Origin of the sequence: Cellulomonas hominis (assembly GCF_014201095.1) — a bacterium.
Taxonomy (GTDB): domain Bacteria; phylum Actinomycetota; class Actinomycetes; order Actinomycetales; family Cellulomonadaceae; genus Cellulomonas; species Cellulomonas hominis.
Genome location: NZ_JACHDN010000001.1, coordinates 3,849,050 through 3,873,327, shown reverse-complemented (window position 1 = coordinate 3,873,327; position 24,278 = coordinate 3,849,050). Strand labels below are relative to the sequence as shown.

At 75.4% G+C, this 24,278-nt stretch carries 16 protein-coding genes; 9 read left to right on the top strand and 7 right to left on the bottom strand.

The genetic code is table 11. The features are described 5' to 3' along the window. Positions 1–10 precede the first annotated feature (10 nt). The 3 genes from glgX to treZ are packed head-to-tail and all read left to right on the top strand — an operon-like array spanning position 11 to position 6,590. Positions 11–2,230, top strand: coding sequence for a glycogen debranching protein GlgX (glgX, locus tag HNR08_RS18250; RefSeq protein ID WP_146831730.1), 2,220 nt, complete (start codon positions 11–13; stop codon positions 2,228–2,230). Then, positions 2,227–4,758, top strand: a complete 2,532-nt coding sequence (gene treY, locus HNR08_RS18245; protein ID WP_146831728.1) for a malto-oligosyltrehalose synthase — start codon at positions 2,227–2,229, stop codon at positions 4,756–4,758. The genes glgX and treY overlap by 4 nt, the downstream gene beginning before the upstream one ends. Beyond that, positions 4,755–6,590, top strand: coding sequence for a malto-oligosyltrehalose trehalohydrolase (treZ, locus tag HNR08_RS18240; protein ID WP_146831725.1), 1,836 nt, complete (start codon positions 4,755–4,757; stop codon positions 6,588–6,590). The genes treY and treZ overlap by 4 nt, the downstream gene beginning before the upstream one ends. A gap of 12 nt (positions 6,591–6,602) precedes the next feature. On the opposite strand, the gene zapE is transcribed toward treZ, so the two are convergent. Continuing rightward, positions 6,603–7,643, bottom strand: coding sequence for a cell division protein ZapE (zapE, locus tag HNR08_RS18235; RefSeq protein WP_146831722.1), 1,041 nt, complete (start codon positions 7,641–7,643; stop codon positions 6,603–6,605). A gap of 74 nt (positions 7,644–7,717) precedes the next feature. Between zapE and HNR08_RS18230 the strand changes: the two genes are divergently transcribed. Together HNR08_RS18230 and HNR08_RS18225 are read left to right on the top strand one after the other, a co-directional pair. After that, a complete protein-coding gene (locus HNR08_RS18230; RefSeq protein ID WP_146831719.1) occupies positions 7,718–8,506 on the top strand; it encodes a dihydrofolate reductase family protein in 789 nt (262 codons plus the stop codon). A gap of 10 nt (positions 8,507–8,516) precedes the next feature. Continuing rightward, positions 8,517–9,002: a hypothetical protein gene (locus HNR08_RS18225; protein WP_146831716.1), complete on the top strand. Its 486-nt coding sequence runs from the start codon at positions 8,517–8,519 to the stop codon at positions 9,000–9,002. A gap of 21 nt (positions 9,003–9,023) precedes the next feature. On the opposite strand, the gene HNR08_RS18220 is transcribed toward HNR08_RS18225, so the two are convergent. Both HNR08_RS18220 and gndA read right to left on the bottom strand, forming a co-directional pair. After that, positions 9,024–10,280 carry a carboxylate--amine ligase gene (locus HNR08_RS18220; protein WP_146831713.1) on the bottom strand — a complete coding sequence of 419 codons (1,257 nt, stop codon included), beginning with the start codon at positions 10,278–10,280 and terminating at the stop codon, positions 9,024–9,026. Then, positions 10,277–11,719, bottom strand: a complete 1,443-nt coding sequence (gene gndA / locus HNR08_RS18215) for an NADP-dependent phosphogluconate dehydrogenase (RefSeq protein ID WP_146831710.1) — start codon at positions 11,717–11,719, stop codon at positions 10,277–10,279. Before gndA ends, HNR08_RS18220 begins: the two co-directional genes overlap by 4 nt. A gap of 112 nt (positions 11,720–11,831) precedes the next feature. Between gndA and HNR08_RS18210 the strand changes: the two genes are divergently transcribed. The 4 genes from HNR08_RS18210 (at position 11,832) to HNR08_RS18195 (ending at position 16,703) form a co-directional block, all read left to right on the top strand. Next, the gene (locus tag HNR08_RS18210; protein WP_246802850.1) at positions 11,832–12,413 is read left to right on the top strand and encodes a DUF3000 domain-containing protein; all 582 of its coding nucleotides are present in this window, start codon (positions 11,832–11,834) and stop codon (positions 12,411–12,413) included. 137 nt (positions 12,414–12,550) lie between these two features. Next, the gene (locus tag HNR08_RS18205; protein WP_246802849.1) at positions 12,551–13,114 is read left to right on the top strand and encodes a response regulator transcription factor; all 564 of its coding nucleotides are present in this window, start codon (positions 12,551–12,553) and stop codon (positions 13,112–13,114) included. 46 nt (positions 13,115–13,160) lie between these two features. After that, entirely contained in the window at positions 13,161–14,411 is a 1,251-nt protein-coding gene (locus HNR08_RS18200; protein WP_146831704.1) for an HRDC domain-containing protein, read from the top strand. 96 nt (positions 14,412–14,507) lie between these two features. After that, the gene (locus HNR08_RS18195) at positions 14,508–16,703 is read left to right on the top strand and encodes a 3-hydroxyacyl-CoA dehydrogenase NAD-binding domain-containing protein (protein WP_146831701.1); all 2,196 of its coding nucleotides are present in this window, start codon (positions 14,508–14,510) and stop codon (positions 16,701–16,703) included. 35 nt (positions 16,704–16,738) lie between these two features. On the opposite strand, the gene pflA is transcribed toward HNR08_RS18195, so the two are convergent. The 4 genes from pflA to HNR08_RS18175 all read right to left on the bottom strand — a co-directional run bounded on the left by pflA (position 16,739) and on the right by HNR08_RS18175 (position 24,189). Then, positions 16,739–17,617 carry a pyruvate formate-lyase-activating protein gene (gene pflA, locus HNR08_RS18190; protein WP_146831698.1) on the bottom strand — a complete coding sequence of 293 codons (879 nt, stop codon included), beginning with the start codon at positions 17,615–17,617 and terminating at the stop codon, positions 16,739–16,741. Positions 17,618–17,706: 89 nt separating this feature from the next. Beyond that, positions 17,707–19,974, bottom strand: a complete 2,268-nt coding sequence (gene pflB, locus HNR08_RS18185; RefSeq protein ID WP_146831695.1) for a formate C-acetyltransferase — start codon at positions 19,972–19,974, stop codon at positions 17,707–17,709. A 182-nt stretch (positions 19,975–20,156) separates the two neighbouring features. Then, positions 20,157–22,046 carry a 1-deoxy-D-xylulose-5-phosphate synthase gene (gene dxs, locus HNR08_RS18180; protein ID WP_146831693.1) on the bottom strand — a complete coding sequence of 630 codons (1,890 nt, stop codon included), beginning with the start codon at positions 22,044–22,046 and terminating at the stop codon, positions 20,157–20,159. Between the two features lie 76 nt (positions 22,047–22,122). Next, the gene (locus HNR08_RS18175) at positions 22,123–24,189 is read right to left on the bottom strand and encodes a glycogen debranching N-terminal domain-containing protein (RefSeq protein ID WP_146831690.1); all 2,067 of its coding nucleotides are present in this window, start codon (positions 24,187–24,189) and stop codon (positions 22,123–22,125) included. Between the last annotated feature and the right edge of the window lie 89 nt (positions 24,190–24,278).

The window sequence follows — 24,278 nt, the reverse complement described above, 5'->3', positions numbered from 1 at the left end:
GACGAACCGCATGAGGATCTGGCCCGGACGCCCCTACCCGCTCGGCGCGACCTACGACGGCAGCGGCACGAACTTCGCGCTGTTCTCGGGCGTCGCGGAGCGGGTCGAGCTCTGCCTGTTCGACGAGGCGGGGAACGAGACCCGGGTGGACCTCCCGGAGGTCGACGCGTTCGTCTGGCACGGCTACGTCCCGGCGCTCCAGCCCGGCCAGCGGTACGGCTACCGGGTGCACGGCCCGTACGACCCCGCGCAGGGCCACCGGTGCGACCCGTCGAAGCTGCTGCTCGACCCGTACGCCAAGGCGATCGACGGGGCCATCGACAGCGACCCGTCGCTGTACTCGTACACGTTCGGCGACGAGGACCAGCGGAACACCGACGACTCCGCGGGCCACACGATGACCTCCGTGGTGGTGAACCCGTACTTCGACTGGGGCCACGACCGGCCGCCGCAGCACGAGTACCACGACTCCGTCATCTACGAGGCGCACGTGCGCGGGCTGACGCGGCTGCACCCGGCGGTGCCGGAGGAGATGCGCGGCACGTACTCGGCGCTCGCGCACCCGGCCGTCATCGAGCACCTGACCTCGCTCGGCGTCACCGCGGTCGAGCTGATGCCGGTGCACCAGTTCGTCAACGACCCGGCCCTGCAGGAGCGCGGGCTGGCGAACTACTGGGGCTACAACACCATCGGCTTCTTCGCGCCGCACAACGGGTACGCCGCCTTCGGCAGCACCGGGCAGCAGGTGCAGGAGTTCAAGGCGATGGTCAAGGAGCTCCACGCCGCGGACATCGAGGTCATCCTCGACGTGGTCTACAACCACACCGCCGAGGGCAACCACCTCGGCCCGACGCTGAGCTTCCGCGGCATCGACAACGCCTCGTACTACCGGCTCGTGGACGACGACCTCGCGCACTACTTCGACACCACCGGCACGGGGAACTCGCTGCTCATGCGGTCCCCGCACGTGCTGCAGCTGATCATGGACTCGCTGCGGTACTGGGTGCAGGACATGCACGTCGACGGGTTCCGGTTCGACCTCGCCGCCACGCTGGCCCGGCAGTTCCACGAGGTCGACCGGCTGTCCGCGTTCTTCGACATCGTCCAGCAGGACCCGATCATCTCCCAGGTCAAGCTCATCGCGGAGCCCTGGGACCTCGGCGACGGCGGCTACCAGGTCGGCGGGTTCCCGCCCCTGTGGTCGGAGTGGAACGGGCAGTACCGGGACACCGTGCGGGACTTCTGGCGCGGCGAGCCGTCGACGCTCGCCGAGTTCGCCAGCCGGCTGTCCGGGTCGTCCGACCTGTACGAGCACACCGGCCGCCGGCCGATCGCCAGCGTCAACTTCGTCACCGCGCACGACGGGTTCACGCTCGCGGACCTGGTGTCGTACAACGAGAAGCACAACGAGGCGAACGGCGAGGGCAACCGGGACGGCGAGAGCCACAACCGGTCCTGGAACTGCGGCGTCGAGGGCCCGACGGACGACCCGGTCGTGAACGACCTGCGCGGCCGGCAGCAGCGGAACTTCCTCACCACGCTCCTGCTGTCCCAGGGCGTGCCGATGATCGCGCACGGCGACGAGCTCGGCCGCACCCAGCAGGGCAACAACAACGTGTACTGCCAGGACGACGAGCTGTCCTGGGTGGACTGGGACCTGGACGAGGCCCGTACGTCGCTGCTCGACTTCGCCCGCCGCGTGGTGCACCTGCGCCGGGACCACCCGGTGTTCCGCCGCCGGCGGTTCTTCTCCGGCGCGCCCGAGCGGGGCGGCGAGTCCGAGCTGCGCGACATCGCGTGGCTGTCCCCGTCGGGGCAGCACATGTCGGACGCGCAGTGGCAGGAGGACCTGGCGCGGGCGGTCATGGTGTTCCTCAACGGCGACGCCATCGCCGAGCCGGACCTGCGCGGCGAGGAGATCGTCGACGACTCGTTCCTCGTGCTGTTCAACGCCCAGCCCGAGCCGGCGTCGTTCACCCTCCCCGACGCGGAGTACGGCGAGACCTGGACCGTCGCGCTCGACACCGACCACCAGCTCACCCCGGGCGACGAGCTCGCGGCCGGGACGGAGCTGCAGCTGGAGCACCGGTCGACCGTCGTGCTGGTCCGGCCGCCGGTGCAGGCGGTCGACCCGGTGACGCAGGCGCCGGCGACCACGTCCCGCGCGGACGGGGCGCAGCCCCCGGCGCCCAACCCGCTGCCCGCGCCGGCCCCCGGGCGCCGCCCGTGAGCGTCGACCGCGGGCCCGAGGCCCGCACCCCGTCGCGCCGGCTCCCCGCGCCCGGCCGCCCGGTGCCGACGTCCACCTACCGGGTGCAGCTCGGTGCGGACCTGACGCTGGACGACGTCGCGGAGCGGGTGCCGTACCTGGCGACGCTCGGGGTGACGCACGTCTACCTGTCCCCGATCCTCACCGCGGCCCCGGGTTCGACGCACGGGTACGACGTCGTCGACCACGACGAGGTCTCCCCCGTCATCGGCGGGGAGCCGGCCCTGCGCCGGCTCGCGGACGCCGCGCACGCCGCGGGCCTCGGCCTGGTGCTGGACATCGTGCCGAACCACATGGCCGTCCCGACCCCCGTGTGGCACAACCGGGCGCTGTGGTCCGTGCTCGCGGAGGGCCCGGAGTCGCCGTACGCGTCCTGGTTCGACGTGGACTGGTCGGCGGGAGCGGGCGACGTGCTCATGCCCGTGCTCGGCGACCGGATCGGCACCGTCCTCGCCTCGGGCGAGCTGCACCTGGAGCACGAGGTCGTCCCGGGCCACGGCGACGAGCCGCAGTGGGTGCTGCGCTACTACGACCACGCGTTCCCGGTCCGGCCCGGCACCGAGGCGCTGCCGCTCGCCGAGCTGCTGGAGCGCCAGCACTACCGGCTGGCGTACTGGCGGGTCGCGGACGAGGAGCTGAACTACCGGCGGTTCTTCGACGTGGGCACGCTCGCCGCGATCCGGGTCGAGGACCCGGCGGTGTTCGACGCCACGCACGCCCTGGTGCTGCGGCTGCTGGACGAGGGCGTGCTCGACGGCCTGCGGATCGACCACCCCGACGGTCTGGCCGACCCCGGCGGCTACCTCGAGCGGCTGCGGGAGAAGTCCGGCGGCGCGTGGGTCGTCGTCGAGAAGATCCTGCAGGGCGACGAGGAGCTGCCCGCCGACTGGGAGACCGCCGGCACCACCGGCTACGAGGCGCTGTGGCGGATCCAGCAGGCGTTCGTGGACCCGGGCGGCGGCGCGCGGCTCGGGGCGCTCATGCACCGGCTCACCGGCGACTCCTCCGACGCGCTGCCGGAGATCGTGGACGACGCGAAGCGGCAGGTCGTCGACCGGGCGCTGTACGCCGAGGTGTATCGGCTGACCGAGCTCGCCGCCGAGGTGTGCCGCGGCGACCTGCGCCTGCGGGACCACACCTGGCGGTCGCTGCACGACTGCCTGGTCGAGCTGCTCGTGGCGATGGACCGGTACCGCGCCTACGTCGCGCCCGGCAGCACCCCGCACGCGACCGACGTCGAGGCCCTCGAGTCCGCCGCCCGGATCGCCCGCGAGCGCCTGTCCCCCGAGCGCGCCGCGACGATGGACGTGCTCGTGGACCTGCTGCTCGGCCGCGAGGTGGGCAGCGCCGGCCGGACCCGGGAGCCGCAGCGCGACGAGCTCGTGGTGCGCTTCCAGCAGGTGTGCGGCGCGGTGATGGCCAAGGGCGTGGAGGACACCGCGTTCTACCGGTGGACCCAGCTCGTCGCCCTGACCGAGGTCGGCGGCGAGCCCGGGAGGTTCGCCCTGTCCCCCACCGAGCTGCTCGCGTGGGCGGCCCGGGCGCAGCAGCAGACGCCGCTCGGCATGACGACGCTGTCCACGCACGACACCAAGCGCAGCGAGGACGTCCGGGCGCGGCTCGGGGTGCTGTCCGAGCTGCCGGTGGAGTGGGCTGACCTCGTCGGCCGGCTGCGCGCCGCGTCCGCCCCGTATCGCAGCGCCCTGCTGGACGGCCGCACGGAGAACCTGCTGTGGCAGACCCTCGCGGGCACGTGGACCGCGGACGGGCCGATCGGCGGCGACCGGCTCGCGGAGTACCTGACCAAGGCGACGCGCGAGGCGAAGGACCGCACGTCGTGGATCACCCCGGACGAGGCGTACGAGCGCGCGGTGCTGGACGCCGCCGCGCAGGCGCTGGCCGACCCGCGGGTCGCGGAGCTGTTCGCCGAGTGGGAGCACCGCACGCGGGACGCCGTCCGGGCGGCGACGCTCGGGCAGAAGCTCGTGCAGCTCACGCTCCCGGGCGTCGCGGACGTCTACCAGGGCACCGAGGTCCCGGCCGTCGCGCTCGTCGACCCGGACAACCGCCGGCCCGTCGACACCGGCGCGCTCGCCGCCCGGCTGGCGCGGCTGGACGAGGGCGCGGGCCCGCGGGACCTGGCCGACGAGAAGCTGCTGGTGACCTCCCGGGCGCTCCGGCTGCGCCGGGACCTGCCGGAGGCGTTCGTCGGCCCGGGCGCCGGGTTCGCCCCGCTGCCGCACTCGACCGGGCACGTGCTGACGTTCGCCCGCACCGCGGACGGCGAGCCCCGGGTCGCCGTGGTGGCCACCCGGCTGGCGGCGATGGTGGACCGGCTCGGCGGCTGGGCGGACCACACCGTCGCCCTGCCGGACGGCGACTGGCACGACGTGCTCGCGGACCGGCCGGTCGACGGCGGGGTGCGCCCGCTGGCCGCCCTGCTCGACCGACTGCCCGTCGCCCTGCTGGTGAGGAGGACCGACGCATGACAGCCCCCCGCATCCGGCCGCCCGGCGCCGTCTGGGCGCCCGCCGCCCGCGACGTCGCCCTGCACCTGCCCGCCGCCGACGACGGCGGGGCGGAGTCCGTCCCGCTGACCCGGGGCGACGACGGCTGGTGGTCCGCGGACCGCGACCTCCCGCACGGCACGGACTACGCGTTCGTGCTGGACGGCGGCGACCCGCGCCCGGACCCCCGCAGCCCGTGGCAGCCCGCCGGCGTGCACGGCCCCTCGCGGGTGTTCGACGCGTCCCGGCACGCCTGGTCCGACGCGGGCTGGGGCGGCCGGGACGTGCGCGGCGCCGTGGTCTACGAGCTGCACGTCGGCACCTACACGCCCGAGGGCACGCTCGACGCGGCGGCCGCGCGCCTGGACCACCTGGCCGCGCTGGGCGTCGAGGTCGTCGAGCTGCTGCCCGTCGCCCCGTTCAACGGCGTGCACGGCTGGGGCTACGACGGCGTCGGGCTCTACGGGGTGCACGAGCCGTACGGCGGCCCCGCGGCCCTGCAGCGGTTCGTCGACGCGGCGCACGCGGCCGGGCTCGCGGTGTGCCTCGACGTCGTCCACAACCACCTGGGGCCGTCCGGCAACTACCTGGGCGAGTTCGGCCCCTACTTCACCGAGGCGCACCACACCCCGTGGGGCGCGGCGATCAACCTCGACGGCGACGGCGCCGAGCAGGTGCGCCGGTGGATCGTCGACTCGGCGCTGCGCTGGCTGCGCGACTTCCACGTGGACGCGCTGCGGCTCGACGCCGTGCACGCCCTGGTGGACGACTCGCCCCGGCACGTGCTGGCGCAGCTCGCCGACGAGGTGGCCGCGCTGTCCGCCGAGGTCGGCCGCCCCCTGTCCCTCATCGCCGAGGTGGACCTCAACGACCCCGTGAGCGTCACCCCGACCGCCGAGGGCGGCTGGGGCATGACCGCGCAGTGGGCGGACGACGTGCACCACGCGCTGCACGCCCTGCTCACCGGCGAGCGGCACGGGTACTACGTCGACTTCGGCGCGCCGGAGACCCTGCGCAAGGCGCTGCGCGACGTGTTCGTGCACGACGGCGGGTACTCGACGTTCCGCGGACGCGACTGGGGCCGGCCCGTGCCGCCGGAGGTCGACGGGCACCGGTTCGTCGTGTTCGGCTCGGACCACGACCAGGTGGGCAACCGCGCGCTCGGCGACCGGCCGACGGCGGCTCTGGACGACGGCGCGCTCGCCGCGTCGGCCGCGCTGGTGCTGCTGTCCCCGTACACGCCGATGCTGTTCATGGGCGAGGAGTGGGGCGCCCGCACCCCGTGGATGTACGTCACCGACCACCCCGAGCCGGAGCTCGCGCAGGCCGTGCGGGAGGGCCGGGCCCGGGAGTTCGGCGGGCACGGCTGGGCGGCGATGTACGGCGAGGACGAGGCGACGTTCCGGGTGCCGGACCCGCAGGACCCCGCGACCCACGCGGCCAGCCGGCTGGACTGGGACGAGCCCGGCCTGCCCGGCCACGTCCGGATGCTCGACTGGTACCGGCGGCTGGTCGCGCTGCGCCGGGAGGTCCCGGACCTGGCGTCCGGGGACCGGGCCGGCACCGACCTCACGTGGGCGCCGGACGCGGAGCCGGTGGACGGTGCGTGGGCGGACTGGCTGGTGCTGCACCGCGGCGAGGCCCGGGTGGTGGTGAACCTCGCCGACGCGGAGCGGGTCATCCCCCTGGCGACGACCCGCACGGACCTCACGGTCCGCGCGGCGTGGACGACGGCCCGCGTCCTGCCCGCCGGCCCGGACGGCGCCCCGCCCTCGGCGGTCCTCGGCGCCCGCTCGGTGGCGGTCCTGGCCTGAGCCGGGGGCCGGCTACGCGCGGGCCGCGGCCTCCTCGCGGCCGCGCTCCGCGAGGGCGCCCAGGCGGGACAGGGCGCGGAAGTACTTCTTGCGGTAGCCGCCGGCGAGCATCTGCTCCGTGAACAGCGCGGACTCCCCCGCGCCGCCGAGCAGCACCGGCACGTCCCGGTCGTACAGCCGGTCCACGAGCACCACGAGCCGCAGCGCGACGTCCTGGTCCGGCACCGGCCCGACCCCGGTGAGGCCCACGAGGTCCACGCCGTCCAGCAGCGCCCCGTACCGGGAGGGGTGCACGCTCGCCAGGTGCCGCAGCAGCCCCGCGAAGTCGTCGAGCGTCGCGCCCGGCACCCCGGAGACGGCGGCGCGCACCGCGTCGTCGTCCAGGCCGGGGGCGTCGGTCACGGTGGCCCGCTGCCGGTAGTCCTGGCCGTCGATGCGCAGCACCTCGAACCGGCCCGCGAGGTCCTGGATCTCGCGCAGGAAGTCGTCGGCGGCGAACCGCCCCTCGCCCAGCGACTCGGGCAGGGTGTTCGACGTCGCCGCCAGGGCCACGCCGCGGTCGGTGAGCTCGCGCAGCAGCCGGGACATCAGCACGGTGTCGCCGGGGTCGTCGAGCTCGAACTCGTCGATGCAGACCAGGCGCCGCCCGGCGAGAGCGTCCACGGTCGGCCGGAACCCGAGCGCCCCCACGAGGTTCGTGTACTCCACGAACGTCCCGTACGCGGACGCCTCGGGTCCGACCGCGCGGGCGAGCGACGCGAGCAGGTGGGTCTTGCCCACGCCGAACCCGCCGTCCAGGTACACGGCCGGCACCGTCGGGGCCTTGCGCCGGAACCAGCGCCGCCCGCCGCCGCCGGAGGTCAGCTCGCCGGCGACCGCGCGCAGCCGGTCCAGCGCCGCCTGCTGGCTCGGGTACCGGGGGTCGGGCCGGTAGGTGTCGAACGACTCCCCGGCGAAGTGCCGCGGCGGGACGCGCTCGGCCAGCAGCCGGTCGGGGGCCACCTCGGGGCGGCGCTCGGCCAGGCTCGCGGTGGTGGGGGTGGCGGTGCTCACGGCGGGACAGCCTAGGCCGGGCGGCGCGCGGCGGCGAGGCCGGGCCCGCGCGCCGCGCGGCTACCCTGGCGGCCATGCCCCGCGACCTGCCGCCCCTGGACGTGCTCCTGCCTCTCGACCAGGCCGGGGCCACGCTGCTCCCCGCGGACTGCGAGCCCGCGCTGCACGACCTGTACGCGCACCCGGCGGCCCGCCCGGGCCGCAGCAGCGCGGTCCGGGCGAACATGATCGCCACCCTCGACGGCGCCGCGCAGGGCCCGGACGGCCGGTCGCGCAGCATCAACGGCCCCGCCGACTGGCGGGTGTTCCGCGTCATGCGGGCCGTCGCGGACGTCGTGCTGGTCGGCGCGGGCACCGCGCGGGCGGAGGGGTACACCCCGTTGACGGTGCCCGCCGACCTGCGCGCGGCCCGCGCGGCCCGGGGCCAGGACCCCGCGCTCGCGCTGGCCCTGGTGTCCGCGTCGGGCGACCTGCCCCCGGGCCTGCGCGGCACCGACCGGCCGCCCTACGTCGTCACGACGGAGGCCTGCCCGCGGCTCGCGGAGCTGCGCGCCGAGCTCGGTGCCGACCGGGTGCTGGTCACGGGTGCGGACACCGTCGACCTGGGCGCCGCCCTCGTGGCCCTCGCGGAGCGCGGCCTGGCCCGGGTGCTGGCCGAGGGCGGACCGCGCCTGCTCACCGACCTGGTCCGCGCGGACCTCGTGGACGAGCTCTGCCTCACCACCAGCCCGCTGCTGGTCGCGGGGCCCGCGCTGCGCGCCGTGCAGGGTCCCGAGTGGCTGGACCCGCTGCCCGTCCGCCCGGCGCACCTGCTGCACCACGACGGCATGCTGCTCGGGCGCTGGACCCTCGGTCGCGGCTAGTCTCGACCGCGTGACAGACACCATCCTCGTCCTCACGGAGGACACCCTGGCCTCGGCGGACGTCGCCCACATCCTCTCGCTGCACGACGGCGAGACGCTGGCGTACCGCGTCCTCATCCCGGCCGACACGGAGCGCAACGTCCTCGTCTCCCTGGTCGACCAGCTCAGCCTCGGCGAGCTGCGCGACGCCCTCGACACCGTGCTCGGCCGCGAGCCGAAGCCGACCGAGGCCGTCGCCGACGCCGCCGAGCAGCTCGCCGACTCCCTCGCGGCGTTCGAGGCCGCGGGCGTCAGCGCCACCGGGGTCGTCGTGGACGACGACCCGCTGCCGGCGCTGCGCAAGGCCGTCGCGTCCGAGGGCGCGCGGGAGGTCGTCGTCGTGACCTACCCGCACGCCCTCGAGGACACGTTCCACCGCGACTGGGCGTCCCGGGCGCGCGAGGACCTGCAGGTGCCGGTGCTGCACCTCTACTCGGGGACGTCCGAGCTGGGCTGAGCCCGGCGCGGACCGCCGGGGTCAGAACCCCGTGCTCGTCGGCTCCGGGTAGTACCGCCGGAACTTGCGGACCTGGTTCAGCGCCGCCGCGAACGCGTACCAGCGGCGGCGCGGACCGGCGTCGCGGGCGTACCGCAGCGGGTGCGCCACGCGCCCGGCGCGGATCAGCGCCCGCACCCGCCCGGCCAGCGCGGGGTCGAGCACGTACTTCAGCAGCAGCCGGTGCGGCAGGATCGAGTAGAGCACCTCGGTGTCGACCACCACGGGGGTCACCCGGTGACCGAGCACCCGGTCCTCGACGAGGAACCGCGCGACGTTCGCCCCGGCCGCCGTGACGTAGTAGTTGTTCCGGCCGATGCGCGGGTTCACCTCGAAGAACCGGAAGGACCCGTCGCGCGGGTCCACCTTGACGTCGAAGTTCGCGAACCCGACGTAGCCGACGCCGCGCAGGAACGCCGCCGCCTGGTCGAGCATCTCCTGCTCCCGGGTCACGACCATCGCGGCCGGGTTACCCAGGCCGGACGGCGTGTGCTCCTCGAGCAGCACGTGCGCCGAGCAGAGCAGCGTGATCTCCCCGTGGGAGTCCACGTACGCCGTGATCGACCGCATCTGGGTGTCGTCGCCCGGGATCAGCTCCTGGACGACGAACCGGCCGCGGAAGCCCGCCGCGCGCAGCGACTCCCAGAGCGCCGCGAGCTCGGCCGGGGTGCCGATCTCGAAGACCTTCTTCTTCCCCGCGAACTCCACCTCCTGGTAGTCCGCGCTGCTGGCCGCCTTGGCGATCAGCGGGTACGCCACGTCCACGCCAGCGGGCGCCCACGCGGGGTCGCCGGCGAGGGCGAAGTCCTGCACGATCGTCCGCGGCACGGCGAGGCCGAGGTCCGTGGCGATCTCCGCGAACGTCGCCTTGTCCGACAGCCGGTCCAGCAGGTCCTCGGACAGGAACGGCACCACGTAGTGCGGCTCGAGCTCCGCGCGGTGCTGCACGACGACGCGCACCAGCCAGTCGGAGTTCGCCAGCAGCACCAGGCGGCGGCCGGGGTGCTCGCGGGCCACCCGGAGCAGGGCGTCCACGAGCTGCCGCGGGTCGTGCCCGTCGGGGACGAGCACGTTGTCCAGGATCGCCGAGTCGGCGACCGGCCCGAGGGCGGCGCCGCTCACGACGACCGAGCGGACGCCGTACTCCTCGTGGAAGGCCCGGGCGAGCGCGTACACGCCGATGTCGGCGCCGAGGACGACCGGCTGCAGGCCCTCGGGCGCCGTGGCCGCCGCGGTCACGCGGGCTGCTCGGTGCGGTCGCCGGACCAGTCGGTGTGGAACGTGCCGTCCTTGTCCGTGCGGCGGTAGGTGTGCGCGCCGAAGAAGTCGCGCTGGGCCTGGATCAGCGCGGCGGGCAGCCGCTCGGCGCGGACCCCGTCGTAGTAGGCCAGCGAGGACGAGAACGCCGGGACCGGCACGCCGGCCAGCGCCGCCTGCGCGACGACCCGGCGCCACGCCGCGACCCCGTTCGCGACCGCGCCGGTGAAGTACTCGTCGGCCAGCAGCAGCGGCAGGTCGGCGTCGCGCTCGTACGCCTCGGTGATGCGGTTGAGGAACCGGGCGCGGATGATGCAGCCGCCGCGCCAGATGCGGGCCATGGCGCCGCGGTCGATGTCCCAGTCGTTCTCGGCCGAGGCCGCCGCGATCTGGTCGAAGCCCTGCGAGTACGCGACGACCTTGGACGCGTACAGCGCGAGCCGCACGTCCTCGACGAACGCGTCGCGGTCCGCGACCTCGAACGCCCCGGCGTGCGCGGGCAGCGTGCCGACGGCCGCGGCGCGCTGCGGCACCGAGCCGGACAGCGCGCGGGCGAACGTGGCCTCCGCGATGCCGGTGATCGGCACGCCGAGGTCCAGGCCGTTCTGCACGGTCCAGCGGCCGGTGCCCTTCTGCTCCGCCTGGTCCAGCACGACGTCGACGAACGCCTGGCCGGTCTCGGCGTCGACCTGGGACAGCACCTCGGCCGTGATCTCGATGAGGAAGGACTCGAGGTCGCCCTCGTTCCACGTCCGGAAGATGTCCGCGATCTCCGCCGCCGAGGCGCCCAGGCCCTGCTTGAGCAGGTCGTACGCCTCGGCGATCAGCTGCATGTCGGCGTACTCGATGCCGTTGTGCACCATCTTGACGAAGTGCCCGGCGCCGTCGGGGCCGACGTAGGTGCAGCACGGGGTGCCGTCGACCTTCGCCGAGATGTCCTCGAGGATCGGCCCGAGCACCGCGTACGACTCGCGCGAGCCGCCCGGCATGATCGACGGGCCGTTGAGCGCGCCCTCCTCGCCGCCCGAGACGCCGGTGCCGACGAAGTGCAGCCCCTTCTCGCGCAGCGCGGCCTCGCGCCGGCGGGTGTCCGGGAAGTGCGCGTTGCCCGCGTCGATGACGATGTCGCCCTCGTCCAGCAGCGGCACCAGCTCGTCGATCACCGCGTCGGTCGGGCCGCCGGCCTTCACCATGACGACGACCTTGCGCGGCCGCTCCAGCGACGCGACGAAGTCCTCGACGGACTCGGACGGCACGAACGTGCCCTCGTCGCCGTGGTCCGCGACCAGGGACTCGGTCTTCGCGTACGAGCGGTTGTGCACCGCCACCGTGTAGCCGTGCCGGGCCAGGTTGCGGGCCAGGTTGCGGCCCATGACGGCCAGGCCGGTCACGCCGATCTGTGCGGCAGGTGCAGCGGACATGCGCAGGAGCTCCTTCGAGGGGGTGCCAGGGCCCCCTCACCCTAGTGCGGCTCGTCGCCGACCGGCGTGCCGCGACCACCCTCCGGGCGCCCCGCCGCTACCGTCGGCTGCTGTGAGCACCGGCCCCCGCGACGCGCCACCGGAGTTCCTGCGTGCCCTGCGGTCGCTGCGGGGGGTGACCCTGCGCCCCGAGGTCTCGCTCGAGAAGGCGCCCGGGCCGACGCGGATCGCCCCGTACACGGCCGCCCTGGTCGCGGAGGTGCGCAGCGCGCGCCGCGACCCGGAGGCGGACGCGCTGGCGTCCGGCCGGTTCGTCGTGCTGCACGACCCCGCGGGCCAGGAGGCCTGGGAGGGCGCGTTCCGGCTCGTGACGCTCGTGCGCGCCACGCTGGAGCCCGAGGTCGGGCAGGACCCGCTGCTCGCGGAGGTCGCCTGGTCGTGGTTCGCGGACGCCCTCGCCTCCGCCGGCGTGGACGCGCACGCCGCCGGCGGGACGGTCACCCGGGTGCTGTCCCAGTCGTTCGGCGCCCTGGACGAGCGCCCCGAGCTGAGCGAGCTCGAGCTGCGCGCCTCCTGGACGGCGCGCGACGACGACCTGGCCCCGCACCTGCGCGCGTGGGGCACCCTGCTGTGCACCGTGGCGGGCCTCCCGCCGCTCCCCGACGGCGTCGTCCCGCTGGGCCCGCGGCACTGATCCCGTGCCCCACCCGTGACCTCCGTCACGTGACAACCGCGACGCGGCACGACACGATGTCACCCGTTCCGCTCAAGACAGGGGCGTGACGGGCCGATACAGGGGGCAAGGGAATGGACCGTCAAGGGGGCACCGCCGTGAGCATCGAGCCGATCCGACGTGGACCCGGCCTGGCGCCGGGCGCGCCGACGGGTGCCCGCGCGGCCACCCTGCCGCAGACGCGCCGTCCGGGGGCCCCGGCCGCCGATCCGCGCCGCCGCGGCCTCGGCCAGATGTGCGTCGTCGTGACCGAGCTCGGCGAGGGCGACGGCCAGACGCTGGTGCGGAACCTGCGCCGCCGCGGCTCCGGCCGCGTCATCCTGCTCGCCCGCCGGGCGGGGCGCCGGGACCTGGTCGGCCTGCTGACCGGAGGCCTGCGCGGCGCCGTCGCCACGGAGCCGAACGCCGTCGTCGGGCAGCCGGGCGCCGCCCCGGGCGCGGTCCCGTCGCCGTTCGCGCGCACCCGCCCCGACCTCACCTCCCGCGAGCTGTCCGTGCTGCGCCTCGTGGCCGACGGGTTCAGCAACCGCGCCATCGGCGACGAGCTCGGCCTGTCCGCGCTCACCGTGAAGAGCCACCTCGCCCGGATCTCCCGCAAGCTCGGCACCGGCGACCGCGCCGCGCTCGTGGCCATCTCCATCCGGACCGGCCTGCTCGCCTGACGCGCGCCGCCGCGGCCGCGGGGTCACGACGGCCTACGGTTGTCCCATGCAGTCCGTCCCCCAGCCGGCCGGCAGCCCGGCCGAGCCCGACGTCACGCCCCTGACGGAACCGTCCGAGGGCGTCCCCGCCGTCGTCGACACCCCCGAGGCCTTCGCCCGGGTGGTCGAGGCGTTCGGCGCCGGCACCGGCCCCGTCGCCGTGGACGCGGAGCGCGCGTCCGGCTACCGCTACGGCCAGCACAACTACCTGGTCCAGGTGCGACGCGAGGGCGCCGGCACCGCCCTGATCGACCCGGTCGCGGTCCCCGACCTGTCGCCCCTGTCCGACGCCCTGGTCGGGGTCGAGTGGGTGCTGCACGCCGCGTCCCAGGACCTGCCCGCGCTCGCCGAGCAGGGCATGCGGCCCTCCCGGGTGTTCGACACGGAGCTCGGCGCCCGGCTGCTCGGGCTGGAGCGCGTCGGCCTGGCCGCCGTCGTCGCCGAGCTCCTCGGCCTCGGCCTCGCCAAGGAGCACTCGGCCGTCGACTGGTCCACCCGCCCCCTGCCCGAGCAGTGGCTGCGGTACGCCGCGCTCGACGTCGAGGTGCTGGTCGAGCTGCGCGAGGTGCTGGCCGAGCGGCTGGCCCTGGCCGGCAAGGCGCAGTGGGCCGCCGAGGAGTTCGAGGCCGCGCGGCTCGCCCCGCCCGCCCCGCCGCGCGTCGAGCCGTGGCGCCGGGTGTCCGGCGTGCACGCCATCCGCGACCCCCGCCGGCTCGCCGTGGTGCGGTCGCTGTGGGAGACCCGCGACGAGAACGCCCGGCAGCGGGACATCTCCCCCGGCCGCGTGCTGCCCGACGCCGCGATCGTCGCCGCCGCGCAGGCCCTGCCCCGGTCCGTGCCGCAGCTCGTCGCGCTGCCGCAGTTCTCCGGCAAGGGCACCCGCCGGCGGGCCGCGCTCTGGCAGCGGGCCGTCGACGCCGGGCTCGCGCTCGCCGACGACCAGCTGCCGTCCGTCCGCGGGCCGCGCACCGACGCCCCGCCGCCGCCGCGCGCGTGGGCCGACCGGGACCCGGCCGCCGCCGCCCGGCTCGCCGCCGCCCGCGCGATCGTCGCGGAGCTGTCCGAGGCGCACACCGTGCCTGCCGAGAACCTGCTGCAGCCCGACCTGCTGCGCCGGGTGTGCTGGACGCCGCCGCAGCCGGCGGACGCGGAGCACCTCGCGGAGCGGCTCGCGGCCGGCGGGGCCCGGCCGTGGCAGATCGGGCTGCTGGCCCCGCGCCTCGCGGAGGCCTTCGCGGCCCAGGGCGCGGTGGCCTGACCCGGGGCCGCGACCGCGTCGCGCGACAGCACCCGGGCCGCACGGTTAGGGTCACCGGTGTTCCGCAGGACACCGTCGTCCCCAGGGGGAGCCGCCATGCGCCACGCCACCGTCCCGTCCTCCGACGCGTCGGCCGCGTCCGACGCGCCCGACGTCCCGGCGCTGCTCGCGGGCCTGCCGGGCGAGCCCGACGACCACGCCCTGCGGGTCGTCGCGCGGGACGTGCCGCTGCCGGACGACGGCGGCGTGCTGGCCCTGCTCACCCTGACCGCGGGCGACGAGCGCCGTCCCACGACGATGGGCCCGCGGGGGCTGGTCGCCCTGCAGGAGGCGCTGCTCGCCGTCCGGGACCGCGCCGACGCGGGCGAGGTCGCGGCGGTCGCCGTCACGGGGCGGCCGGGCTGCTTCGTCGCGGGCGCCGACCTCGGGGTCGCCCGGGGCCTGTCCGACCTGGCCGCGACGCGCGCGCTCGGGGTCGCCGGCCACGCCGTGCTGCGGGTCCTCGGCGAGCTGCCGGTGCCGACGTTCGCCTGGCTGACCGGACACGCCCTCGGCGGGGGCCTGGAGCTCGCCCTGCACTGCGACCACCGGGTGGCCGCGGCGGGCGTGCGGTCCATCGGGCTGCCGGAGGCGTCCCTGGGGATCGTGCCGGGCTGGGGTGGCTGCTGGCTGCTCCCCCGCATCGTCGGGCTGCCCGCGGCGGTCGAGCTGGCGGTGCTGCGGCCGCTCGCGAACAACCGGCTGACGACCGCCGAGCAGGCGCTGGACCTCGGCCTGGTCGACGCGGTGCTGCCGGCGGACGCGTTCGAGCAGTCGGCCGTGGCGTGGACGGCCGGCGTCCTGCGCGCCGGCGACGCGCCGTCCCGCCGCCACGCCCAGGTGCCCCCGCTGCCGGACGGCGAGCCGGACCCGGTCGCCCGCGCCGCCGTGGCCCTGGACGCCCGGCTGCACGGCGCCGCGCCCGCCTACGCGCACGCCCTCGACCTGCTGGCCCGCGCCGGGTCCCGGGACCGGGACGCCGGCTTCCGCGCCGAGGACGACGTGCTGGCCGCCCTTCTGCTGTCCGACGAGGCCCGGGCCGCCCTGTACGCCGCCGACCTCACCGGACGGGGCGCCCGGCGCGCCGCCCGCGTCGAGGACGCCGCCGAGCCGCGCGAGGTGCACCGGGTCGGCATCGTCGGCGCCGGGCTGATGGCGGCCCAGCTCGCCGTGCTGCTCGGCACCCGGCTGGACGTCCCGGTCGCGCTGCGCGAGGTCGACGAGGAGCGCGCCGCCGCGGGCCGCGACCGGGTGCGCGACCTCGTGGAGCAGGCGGTCGCCCGCGGCCGCCTGCCCGAGGACGCCGCGCGCCGGCTGCTGGACCGGATCCGGGTCGGCACCGACCTGGGCGCGCTGGCCGACGCGGACCTGGTCGTCGAGGCCGTCACCGAGGTGCTGGACGTCAAGCGCGCGGTGTTCGCCGAGCTCGAGGGGCTGGTCCGTCCGGACTGCGTGCTCGCGACGAACACCTCCGCGCTGTCGGTGACCGCGATGGCCGACGGGCTGGCGCACCCGGAGCGCGTGGTCGGCCTGCACTTCTTCAACCCGGTCGCGCAGATGCCGCTGGTCGAGGTCGTCGCCACGGAGGCCGCCGACCCCGTCGCGGTGGCGACGGGCGTGGACGTGGCGCGCCGGGCCGGCAAGACCGTGGTCCGCACGACGGACCGTCCCGGCTTCGTGGTCAACCGGGTGCTGCTGCGGATGCTCGCGGACGTGCTCGGGGCGGTCGGGGACGGCACGCCCGTCGAGGCCGCGGACGCCGCGCTGCGGCCGCTGGGGCTGCCCATGAGCCCGTTCGCGCTGCTCCAGCTCGTCGGGCTCCCGGTCGCCCGGCACGTGCTCGTGACGCTGCACGAGGAGCTCGGGGCGCGCTACCCGCTGTCCCCCGGCCTCGACCGCCTGGTCGAGGAGGGCCGGACCGTCGCCCGCCCCGGCCCGTCCGGGCTGCCGGAGGTCGACCCCGCGATCCAGGACGCGTTCGGAGCGCCGACCGCGGGCGGGACCCGGGCCGAGCAGGAGGCCGCCGTGCTGGACCGCGTGGCGCGCGGGCTGGCCGACGAGATCGGCGCGCTGCTGGCCGAGGGCGTCGTGCCGGGGCCGGAGCAGGTCGACCTGGCGATGCTCCTGGGCGCCGGCTGGCCCGCGCACCTCGGCGGGATCTGCCCCTGGCTCGACCGGTCCGGCTGGTCGGAGCGGGTGCTCGGGCGGCGGCTGCTGCCACCGGGCGTGGCATCGGTACCGCCGGCCGCCTGACCCACGACGACCGGTGCGGCCGGCGGCACCGAGGATCAGAAGACGGTGAGCCCGCGGTCCCGGAACTGCTGGCGCACCCGGGCGACCAGCTCGGGGCTCGGCGGCTGGGCATCCTCGAGCTCGTAGTCCATGCCGAGGCTCGCCCACTTGTCCCGGCCCATCTGGTGGAACGGCAGCACCTCGACGCGGGACACGGTGGACAGCGTGGCGACGTAGTCGGCGACGGCGTCGACGTTCTCGACGGCGTCCGTCAGGCCGGGCACCAGCACGAACCGGATCCAGATCTCGGTCCCGCTCGCGGCGACCCGGCGGCCGAAGTCCAGCGTCGGCTGGAGCTCGCGGCCGGTGGTCCTCTTGTAGGTCTCGGGGATGCCGGACTTGACGTCCAGCAGCACCAGGTCGATGTCCGCCAGCATCGCGTCGGTGCAGTGCGCGCCGAGGTAGCCGGAGGTGTCGATCGCGGTGTGCACGCCGAGCTCCTTGGCCCCGCGCAGGAGGCGGGCCACGAAGGCCGGCTGCATGAGCGGCTCGCCGCCCGAGATGGTCAGACCGCCGCCGGTCACCGAGAACGCCGGCACGTAGCGGGCGATGCGGCGGAGCAGCTCCTCGGCGAGCACCGGCTCGCCGCGGCGCATCTCCATCGTGTCGGGGTTGTGGCAGTACAGGCAGCGCAGCGGGCAGCCGGCCAGGAACGTCGTGAGGCGGGTGCCGGGGCCGTCCACCGCGGTGACGAGCTCCCAGGAGTGCAGCGAGCCCAGCTCGCCGGCCCGCATCTGCGCGAACCGCTCGGAGCGGTCCGCCTCGCTCACCTCGAGGCCGGCGGTGCCGGCCGACGAGCGCTGGTGCGAGCCCCCGACCAGCGGGAGCCCGAGCTCGATCACCGGGGCGCCCACCTGCTCGACTGTGCCGGTCATCTCGGGCCTCCTCGGGGCGTGCTGCGTGCGTGGCTGGCGGGGCGGGTCGCCCGCCGGGGCCGGGTGGTCCCGGCGGGCGACCGGGCGGGTCAGATGCCGCCGTGGAACGTCCGGGAGAGCACGTCGAGCTGCTGCTCGCGCGTCAGCCGGACGAAGTTCACGGCGTAGCCGGAGACCCGGATGGTGAGCTGCGGGTACTTCTCGGGGTGCTCCATGGCGTCCTCGAGGGTGTCCCGGTTGAGGACGTTGACGTTCAGGTGGTACCCGGAGGACACGTTGTACGCGTCCATGAGGCCCACGAGGTTCGTCACCTGCTCGTCCTTGGTGCGGCCGAGGCCCGAGGGCACGACCGTCGAGGTGAGCGAGATCCCGTCCATCGCCTCGGAGTACGGCAGCTTCGCGACCGACATGGCGGAGGCGAGCATGCCGTGCGAGTCGCGCCCGTTCATCGGGTTGGCGCCCGGGGCGAACGGCTCGCCGGCGCGGCGGCCGTCGGGGGTGTTGCCCGTGGCCTTGCCGTACACGACGTTCGAGGTGATCGTCAGCACCGACTGCGTGTGCAGCGCGTTGCGGTACGTCTTGTGGTGGCGGATCTTCTCCATGAAGGCCTTGGTGATGCCCACCGCGATGTCGTCCGCGCGGTCGTCGTCGTTGCCGTACTTCGGGTAGTCGCCCTCGATGACGTAGTCCGTCACCAGGCCGTCCTCGTCCCGCACCGGCGTGACCTTGGCGTACTTGATGGCCGAGAGCGAGTCCGCGACGACCGACAGGCCGGCGATGCCGCAGGCCATGGTCCGCAGGATCGCCCGGTCGTGCAGGGCCATCTCGAGGCGCTCGTACGCGTACTTGTCGTGCATGTAGTGCACGCAGTTCAGCGCGTCGACGTAGGTCTCGGCCAGCCAGTCGAGCAGCTTGTCGTACTTCGCCGCCACGTCCTCGTAGTCCAGGACGTCGCCCTCGACCGGGGCGCTGACCGGCGCGACCTGCTTGCCGGACACCTCGTCGCGGCCGCCGTTGATCGCGTAGAGCAGGGCCTTGGCGATGTTGACGCGGGCGCCGAAGAACTGCATCTGCTTGCCGACCCGCATCGGGGACACGCAGCAGGCGATCGCCGCGTCGTCGCCCCAGGAGGTGCGGATCAGGTCGTCGGACTCGTACTGGATCGCGGAGGTGTCGATGGAGACCTGCGCGCAGTACCGCTTGAAGCCCTCCGGCAGGCGGTTGCTCCACAGCACGGTCAGGTTCGGCTCGGGGGCCGGGCCGATGTTGTAGAGCGTCTGCAGGAAGCGGAACGACGACTTGGTGACCAGCGGGCGGCCGTCCTCGCCGATGCCGCCGATGGACTCCGTCACCCAGGTCGGGTCGCCGGAGAACAGGGCGTCGTACTCGGGGGTCCGCAGGAACCGGACGATGCGCAGCTTGATGACGAAGTCGTCGATCAGCTCCTGCGCGAACTCCTCGGTGATCGCACCGGAGGCGAGGTCGCGCTGCAGGTACACGTCGAGGAAGGTGGAGACCCGGCCCAGCGACATGGCCGCGCCGTTCTGCTCCTTCACCGCGCCCAGGTAGGCGAAGTACAGCCACTGCACGGCCTCGCGGGCGGTCGTGGCCGGCTTGGAGATGTCGTAGCCGTAGGAGGCCGCCATCTGCTTGAGCTCCTGGAGCGCCCGGATCTGCTCGGCGTTCTCCTCGCGGTCGCGGATGATGTCCTCGACCGACGGCTCCATGTCCATCTCGTGCCGCTCGAGGCGCTTGCCCTCGATCAGCGCGTCCACGCCGTACAGCGCGACGCGGCGGTAGTCGCCGATGATCCGGCCGCGGCCGTAGGCGTCCGGCAGGCCGGTGATGATGTGCGAGGAGCGGGCCGCGCGCACGTTCGGGGGGTACACGTCGAAGACGCCGTCGTTGTGCGTCTTGCGGTACGTCGAGAAGATCTTGGCGACGTCGGGGTCGACCTCGTACCCGTAGGTCTCGAGGGACTTCTCCACCATGCGCCAGCCGCCGTTGGGGATCATGGCGCGCTTCAGCGGGGCGTCGGTCTGCAGGCCGACGATGAGCTCGTTCGGCTGGTCGATGTAGCCGGGCTCGTGCGACACGATCGTCGACGGGGTGTGGTTGTCGATGTCGTACACGCCCTTGGCGCGCTCGGCGGGGAACATCTCGCTGAGCGTCGCCCAGACGCCCGTGGTGCGCTCGGTCGGCCCGGCGAGGAACGCCGAGTCGCCCGTGTACGGGGTGTAGTTGCGCTGGATGAAGTCGCGGACGTCGATCCCGTCACACCAGGGTCCGGTGACGAATCCGTCCCAGGCACCCGCGGTGGCGTCGGTGCCGGACTGAGGTACTGCTGTGGTGGACATCTGTTGCTCCCTCGCTGAGGTCGTCGTACTCGTGACGCTATTCACGAGGTCATGGGATGTCTTGGGACCGAGGTCCCAGTCGGGCCGTGACCAGCGGGAACGGGAGCGTGATGGTGCTCACGTGACGGCGCTCACTGTCCTTCTCGCGCGCGCACCGCCCGCGCGCGCGAGGCCGGGCCACGTCAGGGGGTGGCGCCCAGGGCCGTCAGGACGTCGCGGGCGATGTCCGGCGGGGTCAGGCGCAGCGTCGTCAGCAGCTCGTCGCGGGCCGCGTGGTCGAGGAACCGCCGCGGCACCCCGAACGCCTGCACCGGCGTGGCGATCCCCGCGTCCCGGGCGCGCAGCGCGAGGGCCGAGCCGACGCCGCCCTCCCGCACGCCGTCCTCGAGGGTGACCACGTGGTCGTGCTCCCCCACGAGCTTGACCAGCGCTGCCGGCACGGGCAGCACCCAGCGCGGGTCCACGACGGTCACGCCGAGCCCGTGCGCCGCGAGCAGCTCCCCCAGCGCGACGGCGGTGCGCGCCATCGGCCCGACACCGCACACCAGCACGGTCCGCGCGTCGCCCGCGGCCCCGGCCCCGTGCCGCGCGAGCACGTCCACGCCGTCCACCTCGTCGACCGCCGGCAGCGGGTCGGGCAGCGCGCCCTTCGGGTACCGCACGACGGTGGGCGCGTCGTCCACGTCCACGGCCGCGCGCAGGGCCGCGCGGAGGGTGTCCTCGTCGCGCGGGGCCGCCAGCCGCAGCCCGGGCACGACGCCCAGGACCGCGAGGTCCCACATGCCGTTGTGGCTGGCGCCGTCGTCGCCGGTCAGCCCGGCGCGGTCCAGCACGAACGTCACCCCGGCCCGGTGCAGCGCGACGTCCATGAGCACCTGGTCGAACGCCCGGTTGAGGAAGGTCGCGTAGACGGCGACCACGGGGTGCAGCCCGGCGTACGCCATGCCCGCGGCCGTGGTCACGGCGTGCTGCTCGGCGATGCCGACGTCGAACGTCCGGTCCGGGAACTCCGCCGCGAACGGCGCCAGGCCCACCGGGTTGAGCATCGCCGCGGTGATCGCCACGACGTCGGGCCGGCGGCGGCCGATCCGCACGACCTCGTCCGCGAACACGCCGGTCCAGCCGAACCGCGACGGCGCCACGGGCAGTCCCGTCTCGGGGTGGATCTGCCCGACGGCGTGGAACCGGTCCGCCACGTCCTGCTCGGCCGGGCTGTACCCGCGGCCCTTCTCCGTGATGACGTGCACGATCACCGGCCCGCCGAACGCGCGCGCCCGCTGCAGCGCGAACTCCACGGCGCCCGCGTCGTGCCCGTCGACCGGCCCGACGTACTTCAGCCCGAGGTCCTCGAACATGCCCTGCGGCGCGACGACGTCCTTGATGCCCTTCTTCAGGCCGTGCAGCGCGTCGTAGGCCATCCGCCCGGGCGGTCCGGAGCGCTTGAGGGTCCGCTTGCCCCAGGACAGGACGCTCTCGTAGCCGCGCGTGGTCCGCAGCGCGTCGAGGTGCAGGGCGAGGCCGCCGATCGTCGGGGCGTACGACCGCTGGTTGTCGTTGACCACGACCACCAGGCGCCGGTCGGTGCCGTCGGCGATGTTGTTCAGCGCCTCCCAGGCCATGCCGCCGGTCAGCGCGCCGTCGCCGATCACCGCGACCACGTGCCGGTCGCCGCGCCCGGCCAGCGCGTTCGCCCGGGCGATGCCGTCCGCCCAGGACAGCGCGGTCGACGCGTGCGAGTTCTCCACGACGTCGTGCTCCGACTCCGCCCGGCTCGGGTACCCGGACAGGCCGCCGCGGTGCCGCAGCCGGCTGAAGTCCCGCCGGCCGGTCAGGAGCTTGTGCACGTACGCCTGGTGGCCGGTGTCGAACACCAGGGTGTCCCGCGGCGAGTCGAACACCCGGTGCAGCGCGAGCGTGAGCTCGACGACGCCGAGGTTCGGCCCCAGGTGCCCGCCGGTGCGGGAGACCTGGTCCACGAGGAACGTGCGGATCTCCGCCGCCAGCAGGCGGACCTGCGCCGGTGTCAGCGCTCGCACGTCCTCGGGCGAGCCGATCCGGTCCAGCAGTCCCATGCGTCCACCGTCCGTCCCCCTCGCGCGCCGGCGCGCACGAGGAGTCCACGATACGGCCCGGCGGGATCCGGCGGCGTCAGGAGGTGCGGACGCGCACCGGCGCGTCGGTGCTCGCCTCGACCCGGCCATCCGCGGCCACCCGTACGGACAGCGGCCGGCCGGCCAGCCGGAGCCCTTCGACGCTCACCGCGCCGAGCGGCGCCGGGACGGGCGGGGCGACGTCGAGCGTCCCACCCGGCACGTCCGGGCGCAGACCGAGGGCCGCCCCCAGCACCGAGACCGCCGCCGCGGCCGACCACGCCTGCGGGCGGCACGCCGCGGGGTACGGCACGAGACGCGGCACGGACCCCCGGGCGTCGCCGCCGTAGAGCTCGGGCAGCCGGTCGTCCACGTCCTGCGCGGCAGCCAGCAGCCCCTCGGCCAGCGCGGCGGCGGCCCGGGCGTGCCCGGCACGGGCCAACCCCTGCACGACGATCGCCGTGTCGTGCGGCCACACCGCTCCGCCGTGGTACCGCAGCGGCCAGTAGCCGGCGGACTCGGTGGACATGGTCCGCAGCCCGTACCCGGAGTCCATGTCCGGCGCGGCCAGCCGCTCGGCGACCACGGCCTCCTCGTCGGCGGACAGCAGGCCGGTGCCGAGCAGGTGCCCGATGTTGCTGGTCACCGTGTCCACGACCCGCTTGCCAGCGTCGAGCGCGATGCCGGGGTACGGCCCGCGGGCGTCGGAGGTCCAGAACGCCTCCCGGAACCGCTCGGCCAGGGCCGCGGCCCACGCGCGCCAGCGCTCGGCGCCGGGGCGTCCGAAGGCATCGAGCAACGCCGCGCCCGCGACGGCGGCCTCGTGCGCGTACCCCTGCACCTCGGCCAGCGCGATCGGCCCGGTGGCGAGCCCGCCTGCCCGCCACTGCACCGAGTCGCCGGAGTCCTTCCAGCCCTGGTTCGCCAGGCCGGTGCCCGACTCGTCGGCGTACTCGAGGAACCCGTCGCCGTCGGAGTCGCCGTGGTCGGACATCCACGCGAGGGCGCGCTCCATCGCGGGCAGCAGCGCCTCGACCTCGTCGGCCGGCATCCCCCACCGCCAGGCGTCGTGCAGCAGGCAGACCCACAGCGGGGTCGCGTCGACGGTGCCGTAGTACACGGGAGGAAGCACGGTGCCCTCGCCGGGCATGCTCAGCTCGGCGCGCCGGATCTCGTGCAGGATCTTGCCGGGCTGCTCGGCGGTCGCGGGGTCGGTCCGCTCCCCCTGCAGGGCGGCGAGCGTCCGCAGCGTGCCGGCGGCGAGCTCCGTCCCGAGCGGGAGCAGCATGCGGGCGGCCCAGAGCGAGTCCCGGCCGAACAGGGTGAAGAACCAGGGCGCGCCCGCGGCGAGAAACACGTCGTCGGGCGCGAACCGCGCGCTCATCCGCAGGGTCCCGAGGTCGGCGAGAGCCTGGTCCAGCAGCGCCGGCAGCCGGCGGTCCGCGGCCTCGACCTCCGGCGTCGCCCACTCCGGCCGGGCGCGGCGCGGGGCCGTGACCACGCCGCCCGCGTCGGACACGGCCAGCGTCCACGTGCTGACGTGCGGGGCGCCTGTGGCGGCGGTCGCCTCCCAGGCCAGGCGAACGGTGCCGTCGTCGGCGACCTCGACGCGGGCGCCGGGCGCGGACAGCTCCGCCGTGACCTCGTCGTCGGCCCGCCACCGCGCGCCGCCGGTGACGAGCTCGACCGCCGGCGGGGCTCCCACGGGGGCGCCGGACTTGATCCGGTCCATCGGGGTGCCGTCCGGGGTCACGGTGAGCTCGAGGAGCGCGCGCACCGGCTCGGCCGTCGAGCAGGACAGCGTCAGGGTCTCGGTCACCACGCCGGGCACGACCTCCCGCAGCCGCTCCAGCCGCGCGGTCGGGTCGGCACCGGGGCCGTCGACGCTGCGGGCGAGCAGCACGGCGCGGACCCGGCCGGGGCCGTCCGTGCCGGAGCCGATCGACTCCGGCGCCGCCCCCGAGACCGCGAGCCGCGCGCCCGACAGGACCCGGACGTCGCCGTGGTAGACGCCCTGGGCGCCGCGGCCCTCCGTCAGGCCGATCTGGCCCTCCGGGTCGGACCAGGCCTGGGTGGGCGCCTGCACGGCGGCGAGCAGGTCGTGCAGCAGGGGCTGGAGCTCCATGGGTACCTCGTCGTGGTTCGGGGCGGGCGGGGCGGGCGGGTGATCGCGGGCGCGGCGGCCGGCGCCCCCGCCGAGACCGGATCGTGATC